At 64.2% G+C, this 15,448-nt stretch carries 14 protein-coding genes and 1 riboswitch; of the genes, 10 read left to right on the top strand and 4 right to left on the bottom strand.

Annotated elements, in window-relative coordinates:
• Positions 1–22 precede the first annotated feature (22 nt).
• Positions 23–697 carry a winged helix-turn-helix transcriptional regulator gene (locus RIE53_12655; GenBank protein MEQ9105533.1) on the top strand — a complete coding sequence of 225 codons (675 nt, stop codon included), beginning with the start codon at positions 23–25 and terminating at the stop codon, positions 695–697.
• Between the two features lie 52 nt (positions 698–749).
• Here RIE53_12655 and RIE53_12650 read toward each other — a convergent pair whose 3' ends face one another.
• From RIE53_12650 to RIE53_12640, 3 genes are all read right to left on the bottom strand, one after another.
• Positions 750–3,431: an ABC transporter permease gene (locus RIE53_12650; protein MEQ9105532.1), complete on the bottom strand. Its 2,682-nt coding sequence runs from the start codon at positions 3,429–3,431 to the stop codon at positions 750–752.
• Positions 3,416–3,745: a helix-turn-helix transcriptional regulator gene (locus RIE53_12645; protein MEQ9105531.1), complete on the bottom strand. Its 330-nt coding sequence runs from the start codon at positions 3,743–3,745 to the stop codon at positions 3,416–3,418. Before RIE53_12645 ends, RIE53_12650 begins: the two co-directional genes overlap by 16 nt.
• Positions 3,746–3,882: 137 nt before the next feature.
• Complete coding sequence (locus RIE53_12640; protein MEQ9105530.1) at positions 3,883–5,511, bottom strand: hypothetical protein; 1,629 nt, start codon at positions 5,509–5,511, stop codon at positions 3,883–3,885.
• A gap of 93 nt (positions 5,512–5,604) precedes the next feature.
• Between RIE53_12640 and RIE53_12635 the strand changes: the two genes are divergently transcribed.
• Together RIE53_12635 and RIE53_12630 are read left to right on the top strand one after the other, a co-directional pair.
• A complete protein-coding gene (locus tag RIE53_12635) occupies positions 5,605–6,036 on the top strand; it encodes a DUF6526 family protein (GenBank protein ID MEQ9105529.1) in 432 nt (143 codons plus the stop codon).
• Positions 6,036–6,653 (top strand): hypothetical protein, encoded by a 618-nt coding sequence (locus RIE53_12630; GenBank protein ID MEQ9105528.1) that lies wholly within the window; start codon positions 6,036–6,038, stop codon positions 6,651–6,653. Before RIE53_12635 ends, RIE53_12630 begins: the two co-directional genes overlap by 1 nt.
• A 30-nt stretch (positions 6,654–6,683) precedes the next feature.
• Here the strand turns inward: RIE53_12630 and mscL are convergent, their stop codons facing one another.
• Positions 6,684–7,097, bottom strand: coding sequence for a large-conductance mechanosensitive channel protein MscL (gene mscL / locus RIE53_12625; protein MEQ9105527.1), 414 nt, complete (start codon positions 7,095–7,097; stop codon positions 6,684–6,686).
• A 619-nt stretch (positions 7,098–7,716) separates the two neighbouring features.
• Positions 7,717–7,871, top strand: a riboswitch (FMN riboswitch).
• A 23-nt stretch (positions 7,872–7,894) separates the two neighbouring features.
• On the opposite strand from mscL, the gene ribD reads away from it, so the two are divergent.
• From ribD to RIE53_12590, 7 genes are all read left to right on the top strand, one after another.
• The gene (gene ribD / locus RIE53_12620; GenBank protein ID MEQ9105526.1) at positions 7,895–9,079 is read left to right on the top strand and encodes a bifunctional diaminohydroxyphosphoribosylaminopyrimidine deaminase/5-amino-6-(5-phosphoribosylamino)uracil reductase RibD; all 1,185 of its coding nucleotides are present in this window, start codon (positions 7,895–7,897) and stop codon (positions 9,077–9,079) included.
• 2 nt (positions 9,080–9,081) lie between these two features.
• Positions 9,082–9,687 carry a riboflavin synthase gene (ribE, locus tag RIE53_12615; protein ID MEQ9105525.1) on the top strand — a complete coding sequence of 202 codons (606 nt, stop codon included), beginning with the start codon at positions 9,082–9,084 and terminating at the stop codon, positions 9,685–9,687.
• An 8-nt stretch (positions 9,688–9,695) separates the two neighbouring features.
• A complete protein-coding gene (gene ribA, locus RIE53_12610; protein MEQ9105524.1) occupies positions 9,696–10,982 on the top strand; it encodes a GTP cyclohydrolase II in 1,287 nt (428 codons plus the stop codon).
• A complete protein-coding gene (gene ribH, locus RIE53_12605) occupies positions 10,975–11,478 on the top strand; it encodes a 6,7-dimethyl-8-ribityllumazine synthase (protein MEQ9105523.1) in 504 nt (167 codons plus the stop codon). Before ribA ends, ribH begins: the two co-directional genes overlap by 8 nt.
• Positions 11,471–11,998 carry a DinB family protein gene (locus RIE53_12600; GenBank protein ID MEQ9105522.1) on the top strand — a complete coding sequence of 176 codons (528 nt, stop codon included), beginning with the start codon at positions 11,471–11,473 and terminating at the stop codon, positions 11,996–11,998. The genes ribH and RIE53_12600 overlap by 8 nt, the downstream gene beginning before the upstream one ends.
• Before the next feature lie 20 nt (positions 11,999–12,018).
• Positions 12,019–12,795 (top strand): DUF1080 domain-containing protein, encoded by a 777-nt coding sequence (locus tag RIE53_12595; GenBank protein ID MEQ9105521.1) that lies wholly within the window; start codon positions 12,019–12,021, stop codon positions 12,793–12,795.
• A gap of 155 nt (positions 12,796–12,950) precedes the next feature.
• The gene (locus RIE53_12590; GenBank protein ID MEQ9105520.1) at positions 12,951–15,290 is read left to right on the top strand and encodes a choice-of-anchor B family protein; all 2,340 of its coding nucleotides are present in this window, start codon (positions 12,951–12,953) and stop codon (positions 15,288–15,290) included.
• Positions 15,291–15,448 lie beyond the last annotated feature (158 nt).

The raw sequence follows: 15,448 nt of genomic DNA, 5'->3' as shown, positions 1-15,448 counted from the left end.
CACGGTATTCAGGACAGCCGCCATGTCTTCAAAGCAAAAAACCCGGCCCAAACGATCCTACGGACAATATTGCGGTCTGGCGTTGGCGCTGGACGTGATCGGCGAGCGGTGGAGTCTGCTCTTGGTCCGGGAATTGATGACCGGGCCGAAGCGGTACTCCGAGCTCGAGGTGCGTCTGCACGGGATCGGGACGAATCTGTTGGCGGACAGGTTGAAGTCCCTGGCGGCGGCTGGTGTGTTGCGGAAGCTGGACTCCGGTGAATACGAACTCACGGAGACCGGCCGCGAGCTTGAAAAAACCATAGTTCCGTTGGCGCGCTGGGGTCTGGGCATTGCGCCGGCGCCGGCAGCCGACGACTACCATGTACCGAGTTCGTCGGTCCTCATCATGCACGCCGTATTCCGGCCGGATCGGGCCGAGGGCGTGGACGAGTACTATGAGTACCGGATAGGCGACGACATTTTCCATGCCCACGTGTGCGACGGGGAGTTGCACACCTGGGAAGGCCCGGCGCCCGATCCGGCCTTCACGCTCACGGCCGATGCGTCCACGTACCGGGATCTGCTGGCCGGGACCGTGTTGCTCAGGGAAGCCGTCGCCCAGGGGAAGGCCAGCGTCACGGGCAGTACGGACGCGCTCATCCGGAGCGGGAGGGTGTTCGACATGACCGGGCTTCGACCGGCGGACCGACGCTGACCACCTTCCGTTCTTGTGTGAGCTGCTGAGCAAATGAGCTGCAGAGCAGGCCCTACTCCGTCTTGAGCGCGACCACCGGATTCACGGTCGATGCGCGGATGCCCTGGTAACCGACCGTCAGGAGCGCGATCAACAGTGCGCCCACCCCGGCTCCGGCCACCAGCCAGACCGACACCGATGTGCGATACGCGAAATCGGCCAGGTAGGCATCCATCAGGTACCAGGCTACCGGTGCAGCGAGGGCGAATGCGACGATGACCAATACCGTGAACTCCCGCGACAGCATGACCACGATGTCGGTCACGCTCGCGCCGAGCACCTTGCGGACGCCGATCTCCTTCGCCCGCTTGCGGGCGCTGAATGCCGACAGGCCGAACAGGCCCAGGCATGAAACGAAGATGGCCAACAGCGCGAAGAACGTGAACAGGTCACCCAGCTGTTGCTCGGTTTCATACAGCCGGTTGAAGTCCTCATCCAGGAACCGGAAATCGAACGGGTAACCCGGGCTGACGCCGGCCCACGCCGCCGTCAGGACGTCGACGGCTTCCTGGGCATCGCCCGGCGCCACGCGGAAGGCTGCCCATGAAATCCAGGGCTTGATGTTGATGACCACGGGATGGATGGCTTCGTGCAGGGACTGGAAATGGAAGTCCCGGACGACACCGATGACTTCGCCCATCTCCTTGTCCCACGCCCGGAAAGGCTGTCCGATGGCTGCTGCCGGATCCTCGAACCCGAGCTCCCGGGCGGCCGTCTCGTTCAGGATGTACGCATTCTCGAAGTCGTTCGGCCGGTCACGGGAGAAGTCCCGGCCGGCAATCAGTTCCAGCCCGAACGTGCGGATGTAGTCGTGGTCCGCCAGTACGGTTGTAAAGGAGCGCCCTTCCTCGCCTTCCCCGGTCTGCCCGGGCCAGTTGTACCCGCGGGACGTGCCCACGCGGCCCGGGACATTGCCGGCCAATGTGGCGGCCTCAATCCGCGAACTCTGCAGGACCGTCGTCCGCAACCGGTCGAAGTTCTCCCTGATTTCGGCATTCACGGGCGCGTACACCACCTGCTCCCGGTCAAAGCCGAGGGCCTGTGACTTCATGAATTGCAACTGGTTGTACACGCTGACCGTGGCAATCACAAGGGCAATGGCAATGGCGAACTGCGCCACGATCAGGCTCTTGCGCAGGACCGCCGAACCACCGCCGGTGGCCATTTCCCCTTTCAGGACGCGCGACGGCAGGAAGGCCGACAGGAAAAACGCCGGATACACGCCGGCCATCAACCCGGTAAGCAGACCGATGGCCAACATGGCACCGAGCAGACCGGCGATCGACAGGACACCTCCGCCGAGACCCATTTCCACGCCGAGCAGCCCGGAGAACACGGGGAGCGCCAGCACGGCCAGCACCACCCCGACAACCGCCGCCATCACGCCGCTGACACCGGATTCCAACAGGAATTGGGAGGTCAGCTGACCCCGAACGGCACCGACCGTTTTCCGGACGCCCACTTCCCGGGCCCGCTGCATGGCCCGGGCTGTCGCCATGTTCGTGAAATTGACACCCGCTATGAACAGGATGAGCAGTCCGATGGCCGCAAACATCCACACCGTCCGGGGATCGGTCGTGGCGTTCGTATCGGCCTGGATTTCGGAGGCCAGATGGATGGACGTGATGGGCTGCAGCAGCAATTCGGACGAGACCGTGCCATCATCCCCCGCGAACTGTTCGACGAGGGGTTGTTGCAACGCATCGTGCAGCGAGGCGGGTGCCACGCCGGGCGCAAGGCGGACGTAGAGGGAGTAGTTCCAATTGGAAAAGTTGGTGCGCGAATCATCCCCCATGCGGTTGGCCATCACATCGAACGGGAGGAGCGCATCGAATTCCAGATGCGAATTGCTGGGCAGTTCTTCGAGCACGCCGGTCACGGTCAGTTCACGGGTCCCGTACCGAACGAGCTCGCCGACGGGAGACCGGTCCCCGAACAGCGTGCGGGCAGCCTCACGCGTCAACAGGATGGACGACGGGGACACCAGTGCCTGTTGTGCATCGCCTTCGACGAGCGGAAACGTGAACGCATTGAAGGCCGCCTGATCCATGAATCCGGCCTTGCCTATGCGACGGCTCTCGCCGCCCACCTCCAGGTACACCGGCTGCGACTCCTCGTACAGGTACAGCTCCACGAGGCCGGACACGCGCCCGTCCAGGATTCCGGCCATCCCCGCCGCGAAGTTCGTGGAGGTCTCTCCGGCATTCTCACCGGTTACGGTCCGGAAATACATCCGGTACAGATTGTCGGCGTTCTCGTGGAAGCGGTCGTAGGACAGCTCATGCCGCACGAACAGCATGATCAGGAATGCACAGGCCAATCCCACGCCCAGCCCACCGATGGTGATGGCCGAGAATCCGGCCTGACGACGAAGGCTCCGGATGGCAACGGTTAAATAATTCCTGAACATGACAAGACTCCATCTGAGATTGAATATGAGGGGATGATGCGCCGCGCGGGTGGATGTTGATGCGTCCTGGATTTTCCGGTACTCGCCAGCCAGGACGTCGGCATGGCCCAGTCTGGCCGATGCGCCGAGCACGGCCTCGCGCACGGACTTGCCGTCCGCAAGCAGGCGCTCGGCCTCGTCGAACAGGTGACTTTCCAGTTCGTCCAGTTGGGCCGGCTTGAACGGCGTGCGCTGCTCCATGGCGCGGCGCCACGCGGCGACCTGCTTTTTCAGCTCGCGTTCCATAACGTCACCAGGGCTTCGTGGACGTGGAGCCACTGTTCCTTTTCGAGCTCAAGGGCGGCATGGCCTTCCTGCTTCAGCCGGTAATAACGGCGGCGACGTCCGGTTTCGGACCGGCCCCACCGGGCCAGCAGCAGACCTTCCTGCTCCAAACGGTGCAGGACGGGATACAGCATGCCATCCTGCCACTCCAATCGACCGTCCGTCAACTCTTTGACGCGGTTGATGATGTCATAGCCGTAGCTCTCACCGGAATCGGCGAGGATGGACAGGATGAGCGGGCGGGTCGATGCGGCGACGAGGGCTTTGGGTATCACGGGTACATTCGCGTGGTGAAAGGGTGGCCGGACCGTCCGGACCACATACCTTGCGCCACTACGTATGCCGCGCCGCCAGAGTTACATAGCCGCGCTATGTAACGCGAAAGCGTCGGATCCCGCTCGCGACTTCGGGCTCAGAACCGGCTGTCCCGCAACCAGATATCGGCGCGGGCCCACGCGGTCTGGAATGCGGCCCGGGCCGCCTCGGCGTCAGCGGCGCGCGACGGACCCTGGGCCTCCAGTGCCTTCCACAGCCCGAAGTACGACCACCCGTTGCGAGGGTGATCTTCGAGCTCGGTCCGGTATACGGCCTCGGCGTCTGCGGGGCGGTCGGCGGCCAGCAGGGCCGATCCCAGCCAGTGGCGCGCATCGAAGGGCAGCGGCTCGGGTTCATCGTAGTCCAGGGCATCCTCGAAGGCCACGGCCAATTCGAAGTGGCGTATCGCATCGTCCAGATCCCCGTCCATGCGCGCCATTTCCCCGGCCAACAGGTGACGGGCCGATCCCAGCAACTGTTCGGCCGAATGGAAGCGGAACCGACCGGACGACGTATCGGCCAGTGCCTCCACGAATGCCAGATGGCGCAGCGCATCCATCCGGCGGCCCTCCTTCAGTGCGGCATAACCCTGGGAGAAGGACCACAACCCGTGAGCGACGTCACCGCCGCGATCCGGGGCCTCGACCCCGGCGACCTCGGAGAATCGGCCGAACCGGACCAGCGTCATGGCTTCGTACATGGAATTGCCCGTTAGCACGGTGTAGTCGCGGCCGGCCTGCGTGGCCACCCCGCCCTGGCCGTCCATGGACCCCGCAAACAGCAGCATGTGCAGGTTATGGGAGGGGTAGATGGCAAAGCCTTCGCCCCAGGCGGCGCGCTGGTCGGCGTGCCAGGCCTTGATGTTCGCACGCACGGCATCGCCCCAGCGGCCGATTTCGTTCCAGGTGTGGGACGGCATATGGTTGATGTGGCTCGCCCCCGGCATGGCGTCGGCCAGGTATTCACTGCACGCCTCGGCCCGCGCCGGCTCCTGGCTCGACTCCGTGGCGTGGATATACAGGTGACAGGCGCCCGGATGGGTGATGTCACGGGCCAGGATGTCCTCCAGAACGGTGTGCAGACGAATGACATCGGGGTCGTTCACGTCGCGGTTGCCGCGGCGGGGCTCGAGCAGGAACAGGGCCTCGGCGTAGAGCGTGGCGACATCCAGGTCGTCCGGGAATTGGCGGACGACGCCCTCAAGGGCCTCGGCGTAGAGGGTGTCGCGGCGGGCCTGCTCGGCGCGGTCGTAGGGGACGGCGTATCGGATGCCGATGGCGTCGATGAGGGCGCGCTCGCGGGGGTCGGCAGAAGACCGGAGCTCAGCCGCTCGGCGGGCGGCGTGGACGGCGTACTGCGCATCCTGTGCATTCATGGGGCCGTTCAGGTACGGTCCCCACGCCCAGGCCTCGCCCCAGTGGCAAATGGCGCACGTGGGATCGAGCTCGGCGGCCGTGCGGAAGGAGCGGGCGGCATCGCGCTTCGTGAAGGCGTACATCATCTGGACGCCCTGGCTGAAGAACAGGCGGGTCGAGTCCACGGAGGACGAAATCCGGTAATCGTAGTCACCGAGCGCGGTTTCGTAGTAACCAATGCGTTCCAGGTCAGCGGCTTCCTGGGCGACGGCCGCCGGGGACAGCAGGGCTGTGAGCGCAACGAGGGTCACTGCGACGGCGACGACGGGGGTGAACGCGGCGGCGGGAAAACGCGGGAAACAGCGGACCATGTCAGAATTCCGGGAAGATGGACGTACTCTATGATCGTGTGAACATACGGCCCGCGTATATTCCGGAAAACCACCAAACGAACCGCTACTGTCATGGCTGAACAGAATTTTGCCAACCACGCCCGCATGGTGCCCGGATTCCACTATTTCACGTTCCTCGTTCTCCTGCTCACCTTCATTGGCGCCGGTGTGAACATGTACGAGGCCTGGGGCACGAACGCACAGTACAGCGCGAGCCTCATCCTGGCGCTTTGCCTGTTGGTCACGTCTGCGCTGTGGTATTGCCGGGTCTTTGCCCTCAAGGCCCAGGACCGGGCCATCCGGGCCGAAGAAAACCTGCGATCGTTTGTCCGTACCGGTCGTCCGCTGGATTCCAGGCTCTCCATGGCGCAGATTGTCGGCCTCCGGTTTGCCAGTGATGATGAAGTCGATGCGCTCGCCGCGCGGGCTGTGTCCGAGAACCTGTCCCAGAAGGCCATCAAGCAGGCCATCACGAACTGGAAGGCGGACCATCACCGCGTCTGATGCGCCGCGCCTTGACATATGCGTTGTCGTTCGGGCGGGCGCTCGGGTTCGGGCTGGTGGTGTTCGGGCTCGTTGGCTGCTCGAATCTGGATCCGCTCGGCGGTGAGGACTTCGGGGGCACGGCGGGTCCGCTGGATCTGGCGGACGAAGTCTGGGATGTTGTTGCCCTGAAGCGACTCGATGCGCCTGCCAGCTTCATCGATCCCCCGTTCCTGGATTCGGAAATCCCGGAAACCGTAGGGATTGACTATGTGGGCGATCGGGCGGACCGCCACCGGGTCATGACCGACGGATTCCTGCGCCTGGAAAAAGGAGGCACGTACGTCTTCAATGCGGCCTTCGCCACCTATATCGTAACTGCCGGCTTCGACCAGGGGCCGAGTGAGACCTGCATTGCCAATGAGCGGGGCACGTTCGAACGGGGCGAGGTCACGGTATCGCTGACGCCGCACGGCGAGGCGGGATCGGCCAACGCGCCGGAGGCCATCCCCGCCGTCCTCGATGCCGAGGGCGACCTCAGGATGGCCTCCATTCCGGTCACGTGCTCGCGCACGTCCGGCACGTCGCTGATTACCGCCAATATCCTCCTGGAAGGGGTGATCCTGCGGAAGCGGTAGGCTGAATCACGTGCGCCAAAGCGCGGCCCATCAGTCTTTCTTGAGCAGGTCCCGGATTTCGGTGAGCAGCTTTTCCTCGGCGCTCGGCTCGGGAGGAGCGGCGGGGGCGGGTTCCGGGGCGGCCTCTTCCTTCTTCTTCATGCGGTTCATGCCCTTGACCACCATGAAAATGGCGAAGGCAATGATGACGAAGTCGATGACTGACTGCACAAAGACGCCATAGCTGATGGTGACGGCTTCCGCCTCGGCGGTGGCTTCCTTCAGGACATAAGCCAACTCGCTGAAATCGACGCCGCCAATGAGCAGGCCGATGGGGGGCATGATGACATCGGCCACGAACGAGGACACGATCTTGCCGAACGCGCCGCCGATGATGATGCCGATGGCCATGTCGACCACGTTGCCACGCATGGCAAATTCCTTGAACTCCTTCATCATGGACATGGGAGTAACTCCATTTGGTGGGTGGGGGATTGCCAGTAATTAAGGCATGGACACGAAAAGAGAAAGCGCTTCATGCGTGTTTGCTGGGTGACCCGCGGCGCACGTCGCGTTGCGCGCGCCGGTGGCGTTTAGAAGGATGAGCGGTCCCGCTGCCCATGCGAACGCGATTGCCTGCCCATGCTCCGCCCTGCCGTCACGTTTTCTCCCCGAACCGGTTGCTGGACGTTGGTGTCCGACTACCAGGTCGTCGTGGGTTCACACATCGTGGAAATACCCGCCGGGTTCACGTTCGACCTCGCTTCCGTGCCCCGGCCGTTCTGGTTCCTGATCACGCCGTACCACCTGTCCATTCCCGCGCCCCTCATCCACGACTGGCTGTACCGGAGCCGCGGATGCTTCCGCTGTCGTGGTGGGCGGCGCGTGTGCTTGCGCCGATCCGAGGCCGACCGGCACTTCTTCCGGCTCATGCGTGCCGAGGGCGTCCACGTACTGGTGGCGGCTGTCGCATGGTTGGTGGTGCGCGCCGTCGGATGGCTGTGGTGGCGGCCATTCGATGAAGATTCAAGAGCAGAATCCCGGGTGGTGGAGAACCTGGCCCCGGAAAACCGGTTAGCCACGGACACATCTTCGGGGCAGGGTGAAATTCCCGACCGACGGTATGGAGTGTAACAGCTCCGAGCCCGTGACCCTTCCCGGGCCTGTCCGCAGGCCCCTGAAGGTTGATTCGGTGAGAGGCCGAAGCCGACGGTACAGTCCGGATGGGAGAAGATGTCGGGCGTGTGGTCCATGGTGGCCGCATGCCTGCGCCTGCATGTGCCCCGGAGTCATCCATTCTGATGATGACCGATACGGACTACATGCGCGAGGCGCTCGAGCTGGCCGCCCGCGGACTGGGGCATACCCGTCCCAATCCGCCCGTGGGTGCCGTGGTCGTGCACCCGGACGGGACGGTCATCGGTCGGGGCTGGCACAGGCGGGCTGGTGAGGCCCACGCGGAAGTCCTTGCGCTGCAGGAAGCCGGGGATTCGGCCCGGGGCGCTACCCTGTACGTGACGCTTGAACCCTGCAATCACACCGGACGGACCGGCCCCTGCACGACGGCCATCCTCGACGCCGGTATTGCCCGCGTGGTCGTGGGCACCCGCGATCCCAATCCCCATGTGGATGGGGGTGGTGCGGCGCATCTGAAACGGCACGGCGTGTCCGTGGAGTTCGGTGTATGCGGAGAGGAGGCTGCGTGGATCATCCGCTTTTTTGCGCATCACATGCGCCATGGACGACCCTGGGTCATTGCGAAGACGGCCACCAGTCTGGACGGACGGGTGGCGACTGCGTCCGGGGAGAGCCAGTGGATTACCGGAGACGAGGCGCGGGCGCACGCACACGGGGTCAGAGCCGTGGTGGACGCCATCCTGGTGGGCGTCGGGACGGTGGTGGCCGACAATCCGCAATTGACCGCGCGGCGTTCAGGTGGATGGGCTGGAGACCACGCAACATCTCACGCTCAAGCACCAGGATCCCTTCATCAGCCCATGCGGGTCGTACTTGATGGGTCCGGGCGAATTCCCCTGGACGCGACGCTCGTGGGACCGGGCACGCTCGTGCTCACGACCAATCGCATGCCGGACGCGACGCGACGGGCGCTGGAAGATGCGGGCTGCGCCGTGCACCTGTGTGCTTCGACGGACGATACCCGCGTATCCATGGATGATGCGCTCAACGTGTTGGGGGGCTTGGGTATCCAGTCCCTTCTCGTTGAAGGTGGGCCGACGGTCCTGGGCGCGTTCCTGGATGCCGGATGCGTGGACGAGTGGCATGCCTATATGGCACCGGTGGTGATTGGTGGCCTGGGAGCCCCCGCCTCGGTGGCAGGCGAGGGATCACGTCAACTGGGGCTCGCGCCGCGCCTCCGGGACCGTCGCGTGCACGTGCTTGGTGACGATGTGCTCATTTCTGGAACGATCTCGGATTGGAGGACCTGACCATGTTTACAGGAATTGTGGAAGAGACGGGAATGGTGCGGCACCTCGACGGCGGTCAGCTGGACGTGGCGTGTTCGCTCGTGGTGACCGATGCATCCGTGGGCGACAGCATTGCCGTGAATGGCGTCTGCCTGACGGTCGTGGAACGGTCCGCCGACGGATTCCGCGCCGGACTCGCACCGGAGACCCTCAGTCGGACGAATCTGGGAGCGCTGGGTGCGGGCGACCGCGTGAATCTGGAGCGGTCCATGGCCGCCGATGGCCGGTTCGGGGGGCACATGGTCCAGGGGCACATTGAAACGACGGCGGAACTCGTGGAACGCACGGTCGACGGGGACAGCCTCCGGTTGTCATTCCGGCTGGATCCGGCCTACGTCCGGTACGTCGTGCCGAAGGGATACGTGGCCATTGACGGTACGTCGCTCACGGTGGTCGATGCCCGGGACGACGGATTCTCGGTCATGTTGATTGCTTTCACGCAGCAGATGGTCACGCTCGGCACCCAACCGGTGGGGTACCGGGCCAACATTGAAACAGACATTGTGGGGCGCTATATGGAACGCTGGTTGAGACACGGATGGGACAGGCTTACGGGGACATCCCAATGAATACCGCCTTGAACGATGCCGTACGCACAGCCATCGCCGCCTTCGCGGCGGGTCGCCCGATCGTGGTGGCCGACGATGCGGACCGCGAAAACGAGGGGGACATCGTGTTCGCTGCCGGGCACGCAACGCCCGAACTCATGAACCTGTGTGCCACGGAGGCACGCGGGCTCATTTGCATCGCCATGGCGCCCGAACTCGTGGACCGCTTCGACCTGCCGCTGGTGCCGGTCCGTGGGCAGGCCGGGCACAGCAGTCCGTTCACGGTTTCGGTCGAGGCCGCCGCAGGCGTGACCACCGGGATCTCGGCATCGGACCGCGCGGTCACGGCTCGCGTGCTGGCCGACCCGGATGCCGACGCCACATCGGTCACGACCCCGGGCCATCTGTTTCCCTTGCGTGCGCATCCCGGTGGGCTGGCGGCCCGCAGGGGACACACCGAAGCGGGCGTGGCCCTGGCCCGCATGGCCGGTCAGCCGCCGGCGGCCATCCTGTGCGAAATCATGGCTGATGACGGTACCATGCTTCGTGGCGACGCCCTGCGCGCCTTCGCCGACCGACACGGCATGCCGTACGTGGATGTGAATGCGCTGGCCGAGGTCGAAGCTGAAGCTGAAGCTGCTCCGGCTCAGGCTTTTCCCGCCCCGGCTCCCGCTTCCCCGGACCGGGCCGTCCGCTTCATCGCGGAATCGGTGCTGCCCACCCGGCACGGCCGGTTTGCCGTCCGGGCCTACCGGGATGCGTGGGGCCTGGATCATCTGCTTCTGTCCATGCCGCCGGAAACCGTGCATGGACGGGTGCACGGATCGGGGGCCGTTCCGGACGCAGCCCTGCCGCTCGTACGCGTCCATTCCGAGTGCCTGACCGGGGATGCCCTCGGGTCCACGCGCTGCGATTGCGGGGCGCAGTTGGAGGCCGCACTCGCCGCCATTGCCGCGTCCGGGCATGGACACCTGATCTACCTCCGGCAGGAAGGTCGGGGCATTGGGCTGGCCAACAAAATCCGCGCCTATGCCCTGCAGGACCAAGGCATGGACACGGTGGAGGCGAACGAGTGCCTCGGGTTCGAGGCCGATGAACGCCGCTACTTCCTGGCGGCATCCATGCTGCGCGATGTCGGGGTCACGGCGGTCCGGCTCATCACCAACAATCCCGACAAGATCGCTGACCTGGATACGTGCGGGATTACCATTGCAGAACGCGTCCCCTCGCGTGCCGTGCGCGGGCCGGACAACGAGAAATACCTGGCCACCAAGGTCCGGAAACTGTCCCACCATTCGGAGCTGATTGATGATTGACGGTGCCCCTTCTTTTCCAGATGATGTCGATGCGATGCAGGCCGCGAGCATCCGCCTGGCCATCGTGGCCGCCCGGTGGAATGCCGAGGTGACCGATGCGTTGCTTGCGGGCGCCGAGGCGGCGTGCCGCCGCCTGGGCGCCCCGAAACCCGTTGTTTCCCGCGTTCCCGGCGCGTACGAACTGCCGGTCGTAGCCGCTGGCTGGGCGCGGTCGGGCCAGGTGGACGCCGTCGTCTGCCTGGGTGTGGTCATCCGCGGTGAGACCCCGCACTTCGATTTCGTCGCGGGTCCGGTGGCGCATTCCCTGCAGGCCGTGGCGGTGGAGACGGGCGTTCCGGTCTCGTTCGGGGTGTTGACATGCGACACCATGCAGCAGGCGCAGGAACGCGCCGGAGGGCGGGTCGGCAACAAAGGTGAGGAAGCCGTGCTGGCGGCCGTGGAGACCGTTGCCGTACTTCGTAGATTGCAGGTCCAATCAACCGACGACCATGACTGACGCGTTCCGTACCCGCCCCGACGAAACCGAGTATGCCCCGTACTATGCAGGCTATGTAGCGGCCGTGCCGGACGGCTCCCTGTTGGAGACGTACAAGGTGCAACATGCCGTTTTCGAGCGGTTGTTCAACTCCATCGGCATTGACCGGGCCGACCATGCCTACGCCCCCGGAAAGTGGACAGTCAGGGAAGTGCTCGGTCATATCAACGACACCGAACGCGTGTTCGGCTACCGGGCGCTGTCTTTCGCACGCGGTGACGCCGGTCCGCTCCCCGGCATGGATCAGAATCGCTACGTGGAGGGCGGGCACTTCGCATCGCGGCCCCTGGCGGGTCTCGTGGACGAGTTTGTTCATATCCGCGCATCGTCCATCTCCTTGCTGAAGGGCATGACCAAGGAGGACCTGGTCCTGCGCGGGACGGCCAGCGGGGTGGAGTTCACCGTCCGGGCCTTGGTCTGGATCATGGCCGGCCACGCGCAGCATCATGTGAACATCCTCCAGGAGCGCTATCTGAAATGATGCACACGAGAAGGGTGGTCATGGCCGTCGCAGCGCTGCTGCTGGCCACGGCCGGATGCGGTGGTCCGGAGTCGGACCCCGATCCCGATCGGGAAGACTGGGTTCGCCTGTTCGACGGGCGCAGCCTGTCGGGTTGGAACGGAGACCGTGATCTGGTCGACGTGGATGATGGTCTCCTCCGATTCCTGCCCGGGACTCCTGCGGATGGCATTGCGCCGGATCCAGGACGATTCCTCGCGCATGACGGGGAATGGTCGTTCTACCGGCTTCGTTTGGAATACCGCTTTCCGGAAACGGACCTGGACCCGGCGTCGTGGCCCGAACGGGACGTGCGTCGGGCTTCGGTGTGGGTCCACTCCACGGAAGGAGCGAATGGTGAGAACGTCGGGATGGAAGTGGAATTGCTGGGCGGCGACGGCGAAAACGATCGTCCCACGGGCAATGCGTGCACGCCCGGTACGCAAATGGACATGAGTGGTCGGGCCGTGGGACGGGAATGTGTCAGCTCGGCCTCTGAGACCCATCACGGGGACGAGTGGGTGACGCTGGAAGTCACCGTATTGGGTGCCGAACGCGTGGAGCACAGGGTGGACGGGGTACGCGTGCTCGCCTACGAACGCCCACGCATGGATGACGGCACGCTATTGGCCGGAGGGGGCATCGCCATCCGCTCGGGCGGATGGCCGTTCGATATCCGGCGCATCGATTTGCTTCCGCTCCGGGGGTGCACCGATCCCCAGGCGGTCAATCGCAAGTCCTATTACGTATCGTCCGATCCCCGCGCGTGCCTCGACTGAAGCGGTTTCGCCCATGCCGGGGGAACCGTGTGCATTGCATGGCTATACACGCTGTCCGTGTAACAAATCCGGCGGTGCTCCGTGAACAGGATCGGACCGTCAAATCGGAAGCGCCCGTCGGGCGATCGAATCGCAAACCATCGTTTTTTTACGACATGAATACCTTTTTCAGAACTTTTTCTGCACTCGCAGTGCTGTTGGTCATGGCCATGCCGGCCGTCGCCCAGCAGTTCGGTGGGGCCGTGGCCGTCTCCGGTGACGACGTCATTGTCGGCATGAGTGGCCAGAATTCAACCAACTCGTCCGTCCATGTCTTCCGCAAGGGTGATGACGGCAGCTGGATGCAGGCCGAGCTCGTGGCCGCTTCGGACAACAACGGCGAAGACGACCGCTTCGGTCGCTCCCTGGCTGCCGACGGACGTACGTTGGCCGTCGGCGCCACGCTCATGGACAACTCCACGGGTGGCGTCTACATCTTCCAGAAGAACAACAACGGTGCGTGGGTCGAATCCCAGAAATTGCTCGGTGACGACACGCAGGAAGGCGACTCATTCGGGCGGACCATTGCGCTGGACGGCGATTGGCTCGTCGTGGGTGCGGCCGGTGCCGACGGTCAGTTGGGCGCAGCCTACGTGTTCCGTCGCGGTGCCGACGGCATGTGGGCCCAGCACACGAAGTTGGCCCCGGAAGGGCGTCCGGAGCAAGGCTTCTTCGGACTGTCCGTTGCCGCTTCGGACGGTAACGTCCTGGTTGCCGCCCCCATGGCCGGCGATGACAACAACGGCGACGTGTACGTGTTCTATTATCATGCCGACCAGGATGCGTTCGTGGCCCACGGCACGCTGGGCAAATTCCCGGGTGTGTTCGACGCTTCGCAGTTCGGACTCGGTCTGGATGCCCGTGACGGCATGGTCGTGGTTGGCGCCCCGCAGTTGGCGGGTGGCATTGGCGGCGCGGCCGTCTACCGCGGTCAGGCCGGTAATTTCCAGCTGGCCGGACTCCTGCTGCCGTTTTCGGTCGCCCAGCCGGGCACTGGATCGGCCGTCAAGATTGTCGGTCAGGATGTGTGGGTCGGTGGCGCAGGAAGTGTCTACGTCTACTCGGGTGGTGAGAACGGCTATGAGTCCGCCTCCTTCCTGGCCGATGGCGATGCCACGGGTGGCACCTCCATGGCCGTGAGCGAAGGTCTGGCCGTCGTCGGCAATGCCGGCGCATCCAACGGGCTGGGCACGGCACACGTACTGGCCTGGAACGAAGAGGGCTGGGTCGTAGAGCAGTCGCTCGAAACCGCGTACAAGGACCTGTTCGAATCCATGACCGGTGGCGAAGTCCGCTGTGAGGATGGCGAGGCCAGCCAGTTCCCGTGCCAGGATGTGGACATGCTGTCCTTCCTGAACATTTCCGACCTGGGTGGTGGTCGTGGCGTCCGGATGAACGACGTCTGGGGCTGGACCGACCCGGAGACCGGTCGTGAGTATGCTGTCGTAGGACGCAACAACGGCACGTCCTTCGTCGATGTGACCGATCCGTACAACCCGCGCTACCTGGGTGACCTGCCCATGACCGAAGGTGCGAATGCTGCGGCCTGGCGCGACATGAAGGTGTACAACAACCACACCTTCATCGTGGCCGACGGGTCGGGTCAGCACGGCATGCAGGTGTTCGATCTCACCCGTCTGCGCGACGTCACGGAACCGCAGATGTTCGAGGCCGACGCCCACTACGGTGAAATCGGCAGCGCCCACAACATTGTCATCAATGAGGATACCGGCTACGCCTATGCCGTTGGCGTGAACTCGGGTGGCGAAACCTGCGGAGGCGGCCTGCACATGATCAACATCCAGGATCCGCTGAATCCGACGTTCGTCGGTTGCTTCGGTCACGAAGGCACGGGCAATGCAGGCACAGGCTATTCCCACGATGCGCAGTGCCTGGTCTACAACGGTCCCGATTCGGACTACGCCGGTCGTGAAATCTGCTTCGGTTCGAACGAGACGGCTCTTTCGATTGCCGACGTGACGGACAAGAGCAACCCGGTCGCCATCTCGACGGGGGACTACCCCAACGCGGGATACACGCACCAGGGCTGGATTTCCGAGGATTTCGCGTACTACTACGTGAACGATGAGTTGGACGAAATGCAGGGCACGACGTCCAAGACGCGGACCATGATCTGGGACATCACCGACCTGGATGAACCGGTTCTCGTCAAGGAACACCTGGGCACCGTCGGATCCTCCGACCACAACCTGTACATCAAGGGCAATCTGATGTACCAGTCCAATTACAATTCGGGACTGCGTGTGCTGGACATCAGCGACCCGGAGAATCCGGTTGAAGTGGCCTACTTCGACGTCGCGCCCCAGGCCGACGACAACACGGCAGGCTTCAACGGTACCTGGAGCAACTACCCGTATTTCCAGAGCGGAACGCTCGTGGTTACGGGCATCGAGTCCGGTCTCTTCCTGTTGAAGAAGCGTCAGGTGGACCTGTAACCAGGCCCCAGGACTGAATGTGCATTCGGGCGTGCTGTCACGCCCCGGAAAGAGAGGGTGGCGCTACGGCGCTGCCCTCTCTTCTTTTTATGGGTGTGTTGAAACGCTCTGCGGAAGCGACCCGGGCTGGTTCGCCCCACCGGATCCCCAAAACCCTG

This window comes from Rhodothermales bacterium, from assembly GCA_040221055.1.
Classification (GTDB): Bacteria; Bacteroidota; Rhodothermia; order Rhodothermales; family UBA10348; genus 1-14-0-65-60-17.
Note: the sequence above shows the minus strand (reverse complement) of the source record. Positions and strands in the feature narration are given on the sequence as shown.

What these genes read in the sequence shown, in the direction of transcription:
- RIE53_12655 (MEQ9105533.1), top strand. Translation starts at nt 23, where the DNA reads ATGTCTTCAAAGCAAAAAACCCGGCCCAAACGATCCTACGGACAATAT.
- RIE53_12640 (MEQ9105530.1), bottom strand. Translation starts at nt 5,511, where the DNA reads ATGGTCCGCTGTTTCCCGCGTTTTCCCGCCGCCGCGTTCACCCCCGTC.
- ribH (MEQ9105523.1), top strand. Translation starts at nt 10,975, where the DNA reads ATGATTGACGGTGCCCCTTCTTTTCCAGATGATGTCGATGCGATGCAG.
- RIE53_12650 (MEQ9105532.1), bottom strand. Translation starts at nt 3,431, where the DNA reads ATGGAACGCGAGCTGAAAAAGCAGGTCGCCGCGTGGCGCCGCGCCATG.
- RIE53_12590 (MEQ9105520.1), top strand. Translation starts at nt 12,951, where the DNA reads ATGAATACCTTTTTCAGAACTTTTTCTGCACTCGCAGTGCTGTTGGTC.
- mscL (MEQ9105527.1), bottom strand. Translation starts at nt 7,097, where the DNA reads ATGTCCATGATGAAGGAGTTCAAGGAATTTGCCATGCGTGGCAACGTG.
- RIE53_12630 (MEQ9105528.1), top strand. Translation starts at nt 6,036, where the DNA reads ATGCGCCGCGCCTTGACATATGCGTTGTCGTTCGGGCGGGCGCTCGGG.
- ribD (MEQ9105526.1), top strand. Translation starts at nt 7,895, where the DNA reads ATGCCTGCGCCTGCATGTGCCCCGGAGTCATCCATTCTGATGATGACC.
- RIE53_12635 (MEQ9105529.1), top strand. Translation starts at nt 5,605, where the DNA reads ATGGCTGAACAGAATTTTGCCAACCACGCCCGCATGGTGCCCGGATTC.
- RIE53_12600 (MEQ9105522.1), top strand. Translation starts at nt 11,471, where the DNA reads ATGACTGACGCGTTCCGTACCCGCCCCGACGAAACCGAGTATGCCCCG.
- ribE (MEQ9105525.1), top strand. Translation starts at nt 9,082, where the DNA reads ATGTTTACAGGAATTGTGGAAGAGACGGGAATGGTGCGGCACCTCGAC.
- RIE53_12595 (MEQ9105521.1), top strand. Translation starts at nt 12,019, where the DNA reads ATGGCCGTCGCAGCGCTGCTGCTGGCCACGGCCGGATGCGGTGGTCCG.